Source organism: Falsiroseomonas oryzae, assembly GCF_027856955.1.
Lineage (GTDB): Bacteria > Pseudomonadota > Alphaproteobacteria > Acetobacterales > Acetobacteraceae > Falsiroseomonas > Falsiroseomonas oryzae.
In genome coordinates, this window is sequence record NZ_JAPSMD010000352.1 from 1 (window position 1) to 5,573 (window position 5,573).

At 74.3% G+C, this 5,573-nt stretch carries 7 protein-coding genes; 2 read left to right on the forward strand and 5 right to left on the reverse strand.

The annotated features are described in order from the left end of the window. Positions 1–267: 267 nt before the first annotated feature. Positions 268–1,233 carry a lysine-2,3-aminomutase-like protein gene (locus OZN99_RS24065; RefSeq protein ID WP_270937784.1) on the reverse strand — a complete coding sequence of 322 codons (966 nt, stop codon included), beginning with the start codon at positions 1,231–1,233 and terminating at the stop codon, positions 268–270. Between the two features lie 36 nt (positions 1,234–1,269). Here OZN99_RS24065 and epmA point away from each other — a divergent pair, with 36 nt between their 5' ends. Further along, entirely contained in the window at positions 1,270–2,313 is a 1,044-nt protein-coding gene (epmA, locus tag OZN99_RS24070) for an EF-P lysine aminoacylase EpmA (RefSeq protein ID WP_270937785.1), read from the forward strand. A 57-nt stretch (positions 2,314–2,370) separates the two neighbouring features. Further along, positions 2,371–2,835, forward strand: coding sequence for a hypothetical protein (locus OZN99_RS24075; RefSeq protein WP_270937786.1), 465 nt, complete (start codon positions 2,371–2,373; stop codon positions 2,833–2,835). Here the strand turns inward: OZN99_RS24075 and OZN99_RS24080 are convergent. From OZN99_RS24080 to OZN99_RS24095, 4 genes are all read right to left on the reverse strand, one after another. Next, positions 2,804–3,553, reverse strand: coding sequence for a sulfite exporter TauE/SafE family protein (locus tag OZN99_RS24080; protein ID WP_270937787.1), 750 nt, complete (start codon positions 3,551–3,553; stop codon positions 2,804–2,806). The two genes, OZN99_RS24075 and OZN99_RS24080, sit on opposite strands and share 32 nt — an antisense overlap. A 24-nt stretch (positions 3,554–3,577) precedes the next feature. After that, positions 3,578–4,300: an FkbM family methyltransferase gene (locus tag OZN99_RS24085; protein WP_270937788.1), complete on the reverse strand. Its 723-nt coding sequence runs from the start codon at positions 4,298–4,300 to the stop codon at positions 3,578–3,580. Positions 4,301–4,306: 6 nt separating this feature from the next. Then, positions 4,307–4,807 (reverse strand): cupin domain-containing protein, encoded by a 501-nt coding sequence (locus OZN99_RS24090; RefSeq protein WP_270937789.1) that lies wholly within the window; start codon positions 4,805–4,807, stop codon positions 4,307–4,309. A gap of 84 nt (positions 4,808–4,891) precedes the next feature. Then, on the reverse strand, positions 4,892–5,573 hold a 682-nt coding region (locus tag OZN99_RS24095), incomplete at its 5' end, for a CHAP domain-containing protein (RefSeq protein WP_270937790.1).

The window sequence follows — 5,573 nt, forward strand, 5'->3', positions numbered from 1 at the left end:
TGCGAATGGCGCTTCAACTACGCCCCACCCCGCCGTCTGCTCTCCACCCTCGCCAACTGGACTGGCCTAGGACAAGCTTCAGAACCCCAGTCCTAGCCTTAGCTAGGTCAGCCCCTTGTCCGAAACCGCCGCCCACACCCCGCGCCATTACCCGCCCGGTCGGTCAGCCTTTCCCGTACCACACCCGGGGGATCGGGGAATTTGTCCGAAGCCGCCGACGCGCAGCCGGCCAGAGCGCCAAAGTCCCACAGCGCCAAAGTGGCGGCGCTACCCCACCGGCACCTTCCCTCCGCCGCCCGGCGTCTCCCGCACATAGGTCGGCTGCCCCAGCCCGCTCAGCCGCCCGCGCAGGCCCCGCACCAGCGCCAGCCCCTCCGCCTCCGGCACATGGAAGCGCGCCGTCCCCGGCGCCGGGTCCAGCTGGTGCAGGTAATAGGGCTTCACCCGGTGCCGCAGCATCGCCCGGAACAGATCCTCAATGGCTTCGGCGCTGTCGTTCACGCCCCGCAGCAGCACGCTCTGGCCCAGCAGCGGCACCCCCGCCCGGTTCAGCCGCCGCAGCGCCTCCGCCGCCGGATCAGAGAATTCGCGGGCGTGGTTGGCATGGACGCACAGGAAGAACGCCTTCTCGGTCTCCAGCGCCGCCACCAGCGCCGGCGTCACCCGCGCCGGGTCGGCCACCGGCACGCGGCTGTGCACCCGCAGGATCTCCACATGCGGGATGGCGGAGAGCCGCGCCATCAGCCAGCCCAGCCGCCGCGGCGAGAGCATCAGCGGATCGCCGCCGGTCAGGATCACCTCGCGGATCGCCGGCGTCGCCGCCAGCCAGGCGATCGCGGCTTCCAGCTCTGCCTCGGTCAGCAGCCCGCCATCCGGTCCCACCACCTCGCGCCGGAAGCAGAAGCGGCAATAGACCGGGCAGGCCAGCAGCGGCTTCAGCAGGGCGCGGTCGGGATAGCGCCGCACCACGCCCTTCACCGGGGTGAAGGGGGCGTCGGCCGTCGGGTCGTCGATCTCGTGCGGCGCCGTCACCGCCTCCGCCGCGTCGGGGATGTATTGCCGCCCGATCGGGTCGCGCGGGTCCTCGATCAGCGCCGCGACGGCGGGCGTCACGGCGATGGCGTAGCGCTCGGACAGGCGCGCGATGGCGGCTTCCGCCGCCGGGTCCAGCAGGCCGGCCGCCACCAGGTCGCGCGCGCTGCGCAGGGTGCGGGGGAGCGCGTCATCGGGCATGGTCGGGCGCGTAACCCCTCCCGGCCCGTGTCGTCCATGCCCCAACCCTCCTGGCACCCCGATTCCCTCGCCGCCCGGCTGCCCTTCCTCCGCCGCCGCGCCCGCCTCGCCGCGGAGACCCGCGCCTTCTTCGCCGCCCGCGGCTATGCCGAGGTCGAGACGCCCGCCCTCGTCCCCGTCCCGGGGATGGAGGTGCATCTGCGCGCCTTCCGCACGGAATACCGCCCGCACCTCGGCGCCGGCCGCGCCGCCACGCTCTGGCTGCGCACCTCGCCGGAGCTGGCGCTGAAGCGCCTGCTGGTCGCCGGCGCCGGCCCGGTCTTCGAGCTCGCCCGCGTCTGGCGCAACGGCGAGCTCAGCCCCCGCCACGCCCCCGAATTCACCATGCTGGAGTGGTACGCGCCCGGCCTGTCCCTGGACGGCCTGATGGAGGAGACGGAGGCCTTTCTCCGCAGCGTCCTGCCCGCCCGCGTCGCCCACCACGGCGTCTCAACAGACATCGGCAAGCCATTCGAAAGATTGACGATGGCCGAGGCCTTCCGCCGCCACTGCCGCGGCCTGGACATCCTCGCCACCGTCGATCCCGCGACCGCCGAGGGCGACGCCGCAGCCCTCCACGCCGCCGCAAGTTCGGCCGGCCTGGACCTGCCCGAGGGCCTGGGGTGGGAGGACGCCTTCTTCCACTTGGTGCTCACCCACATCGAGCCGCAGATCGGGCGGGAGACCGCGACCTTCCTGACCCATTGGCCCGCCCCCCAGGCCGCGCTCGCCCGCCGCGACCCCGCCGACCCCCGGGCCGCGCTGCGCTTCGAGCTGTTTGTCGCCGGGCTGGAACTCGCCAACGCCTTCGACGAACTGACCGACCCCGCCGAGCAGCGCCTGCGCTTCACACGCGACGTGAACGCCCGCAAGCAAGTGTCTGGAGAGGAAGGGTGGGAGGTGGACGAGGACTTCCTCGCCGCCCTCGACCACGGCATGCCCGCCGGCTCCGGCATCGCCCTCGGCTTCGATCGCCTGGCGATGCTGGCCGCCGGCGCGCAGGACATCGCGCAGGTGCAGTGGCTGCCCGCCGCGGTGTGAGGGCCCGCAACCCGCAGGCCGCGCCCGCGTTGGCGGCGGCTTTGCGGGAGGGGTGGCATGGCCCTGAGGCTCGCCGCGCTGCTGCTGCTGGTCCTCGCCCTGGTCGGCCCGGCCGGCCATGTGCTGGAGATCCCGGGCAAGTGGCGCCTGGCGCCGGAGGACTGGCTGGTGGTGCAGCAGACCCTCTATCCAGGCTTCGCCGTGGCCGGCGCCATTGGCTACCTCGGCGCGCCGCTGGCCTGCACCGCCTTGGCCTGGCGGTCCTGGGCGCCGCGGGAAGCGCGCGCCGCCTGGATCGCGGCCGGGCTGGTGCTGGCGGCGCTGGTCGTCTGGGCGGCCGTGGTCGCGCCCGTGAACACGCGGATCGCCGCCGCCACCCCGGCCACCCTGCCGCCGGACTGGACCGCCTGGCGCCTGCGATGGGAGGCCGGGCACGCGGCGGGCTTCGCGCTCTCGGCGCTGGCCCTGGTGGTGCTGCTGCGCGCCGAGCTCAGCCGGCCAGGCCGTCCCACAGCAGCTTGAGCCCCGTCGCCACCAGCAGCAGGTGGCACCACCAGTACAGCCGCGCCTGGTCGAGCCGCTGGTGCAGCCGCCAGCCGCCCCAGACGCCGAGCCAGCAGAAGGGCAGGCAGCAGGCCATCATCCACCAAGTCTCCGTGGTGGGCGGCGCGGCCATCAGCCAGGGCCCGACCTTCAGCAGGTTGGCGGCGGTGAAGTAGATGCTGGTGGTGCCGGCATAGAGCGCCTTGGGCAGCCCCAGCGGCAGCAGGTACATCGCCAGCGGCGGCCCGCCGCTATGCGCCAGCATGGTGGTGATGCCGGAGGCCGTGCCCGCCAGCACCCCCCGCACCGGCTGCCGCGGCCGCGGCCGCACCTCGCCGCCGCCGATGAAATACTTGGCCGCGAAGGCCAGCGTCACCAGCGCCATGGCGAGTGCGACATGCTGCCGCGCCAGCAGCGCCACGATCGCCGTGCCGATCGCGACCCCCAGCGCCAGGCCGGGGATCAGCACCGCCAGGTCGGGCTTCGACCAGGTGCCCGGCCGCCAGTAGCGGAAGGCCGCGACATCCATCGCCAGGAACAACGGTGCCAGCATCGCCCCGGCCTCCAGCGGGTCCATGGCGAGCGCCAGCAGGGGGATGCCGAGCAGCGCGAAGCCGCCGCCGAAGGCGCCCTTGAGGCCCGCGATCAGCGTCGTCGCGACCGGCGCCAGCACCCAGGCGAGGGGGGAATGTTCCACGCCTCCAGCCTGCCCGCGGCGCCCCTATCCGTGAAGGGCGGCCAGCACCTCGGCGCCGCGCTCGGCGGGCCAGGCGTAGAAGGTGAAGACATAGGGGTCGGAGGCCGCGAAGACCGCCGGGTCGGGCGAGGCCACCTGCATCCGCGCCGCGTCGAAGGCCGCGAGCGGCTGCATGGCGCCCTCTAGCCAGAACCGCGTCTCGTAGCCCAGCGCGGCCAGCAGCGCCGGCACGTCGCGCGTCGCGCCGGCGCGGTGCCGCTCCTCGAGTTCCAGGCTCAGCACGGGGCGGCAGCGCAGCAGCGTCTCGCGCGCGCCCTCCAGCACTTCCTGCTCGTAGCCCTCGGCATCGACCTTCACGTGCTGCAGGTCGTGCAGGCCGAGCGAATCGACGGTGACGACAGGTACCGCGTGCGTCTCGGCACCGACCGAGTCGAAGGCCGCGTAGTCCTTGGCCAGGCTCGCCCACTGCTCCTGCGCGACGCCGTCCAGCACCGGGACGGACAGCGTCAGCACCCCCGGCGTGGCGCCGAGTGCCTCCGGCCGAAGCTCCAGATGCGGCGGCAGCGCGCCGTACTCCGCGAGCGCCGCCATGCGCAGCCGGGCGAAGGCGGCGGGCAGCGGCTCGAAGGCCAGCACGCGGGCGCCGGGCAGGCGGGAGAGGGGCAGCGCCAGCAGCCCGTCATGCGCGCCCACGTCGAGGATCGTGCCCGCGCGGTGCAGCCGGGTGTGGAAGGTCAGCTCGTCCACGCCCCGTCAGCCCTGCGGATAGGGCGCGCCGGTCACCGGGTCGCAGGGCGGGTCGGGCGTGGCGGGAATCGCGCGATCGGCGCGGGCGCGCTCCCCGGGGCGGCCGGTGTGCTGCTCGGGCGGCGCGCCGGGCGGATAGGCGCCGACCACCAGCAGGTCGGCCGACTGGCCGAGGTTGCGGTGCCCCGTCCCGGCTGGCAGCACCACCACGTCGCCGGCCGCGAGGTCGAGCGTCACCCCGGACTCGCCGCCCAACCGCACCCGCACCTGGCCGGACGCGATGGCCAGCGCCTCATGCGCATTGGGGTGGTAGTGGTGGAAGTCGTAGATGCCGTTGCGCCAGGCCGGCGGCCAGCCGTGGCGGGCGAACAGCGCCTCCGCCACCGCAGGGTCGCCGGGCGGCAGGGCGGCGCGATGCAGCAGCACGGGGAGGCGGGGATTGTTGGGCACATCGTCGCCCGGTGCGAGCATCAGCCGCTCGGCCCCGTCGGGTCGCTTGTCGTGCATGCTGGCCCTCCGCCGCGCCGGCGTCAGGCCGACGGCTGGAAGGATAGCACGAGCGCGGCGCCGGTTGCGCCGCCGCCGGACGGGTCAGCGCGTCCAGGCCTCGCTGGCCAGCTGCATGTGCAGCGCGACATGCGGGGACGGCGCCTCCGCCACCTCCATCATGCCGCCGGCCGAGGCGGTCAGGATGCGGCCACCGGGTGCGGCGCGGTTGTAGATGAAGCCGTGCGTCGCATAGGTGCGGCCGAAGGTGTCGTTGTCGTGCCCGACCTGGACGCGCACTGCCGTCCAGTCGTTGCGGTCGGAGACATCCACCACGGTCACGCCGCGCATCACCGTGCCGCGGCGGATGCCCGGGCCGGCCCAGTTGGCGTGGTCGATATGGATGGTGCGGGCATTCACCACGCGGCTGACCACCGCGACATGGCCGCGGCTCATCCCGCCGGAGGGCATGAAGGCCAGGACCGCGCCGCGCTCGGGCTGCTGGCCGCGGGCATAGGTCCCCGCGGCGTTGTACCACCACATGCGCGCATCGCCGCTGATGTTCATCCCGGTCGCCATGCGGGCAAAGGGCACGCAGGACAGGCCGGAGGACAGGGACACCGGGAGGATCGGCGTGCCGTAACCGGCGGAGAGACCGCGCGCGACCGCCGGCGTCAGCAGCGCCGCCTGCGCCTGCTCCTGCGGCGGGATCACCCGGCGGGCCTGGGCCTGGCGCTGCTGCGGCGCCGCACGGCGCGCCGGGGCGGCGGATGCCTGGCGCGGCTGG

What these genes read in the sequence shown, in the direction of transcription:
- epmA (WP_270937785.1), top strand. Translation starts at nt 1,270, where the DNA reads ATGCCCCAACCCTCCTGGCACCCCGATTCCCTCGCCGCCCGGCTGCCC.
- OZN99_RS24075 (WP_270937786.1), top strand. Translation starts at nt 2,371, where the DNA reads ATGGCCCTGAGGCTCGCCGCGCTGCTGCTGCTGGTCCTCGCCCTGGTC.
- OZN99_RS24090 (WP_270937789.1), bottom strand. Translation starts at nt 4,807, where the DNA reads ATGCACGACAAGCGACCCGACGGGGCCGAGCGGCTGATGCTCGCACCG.
- OZN99_RS24065 (WP_270937784.1), bottom strand. Translation starts at nt 1,233, where the DNA reads ATGCCCGATGACGCGCTCCCCCGCACCCTGCGCAGCGCGCGCGACCTG.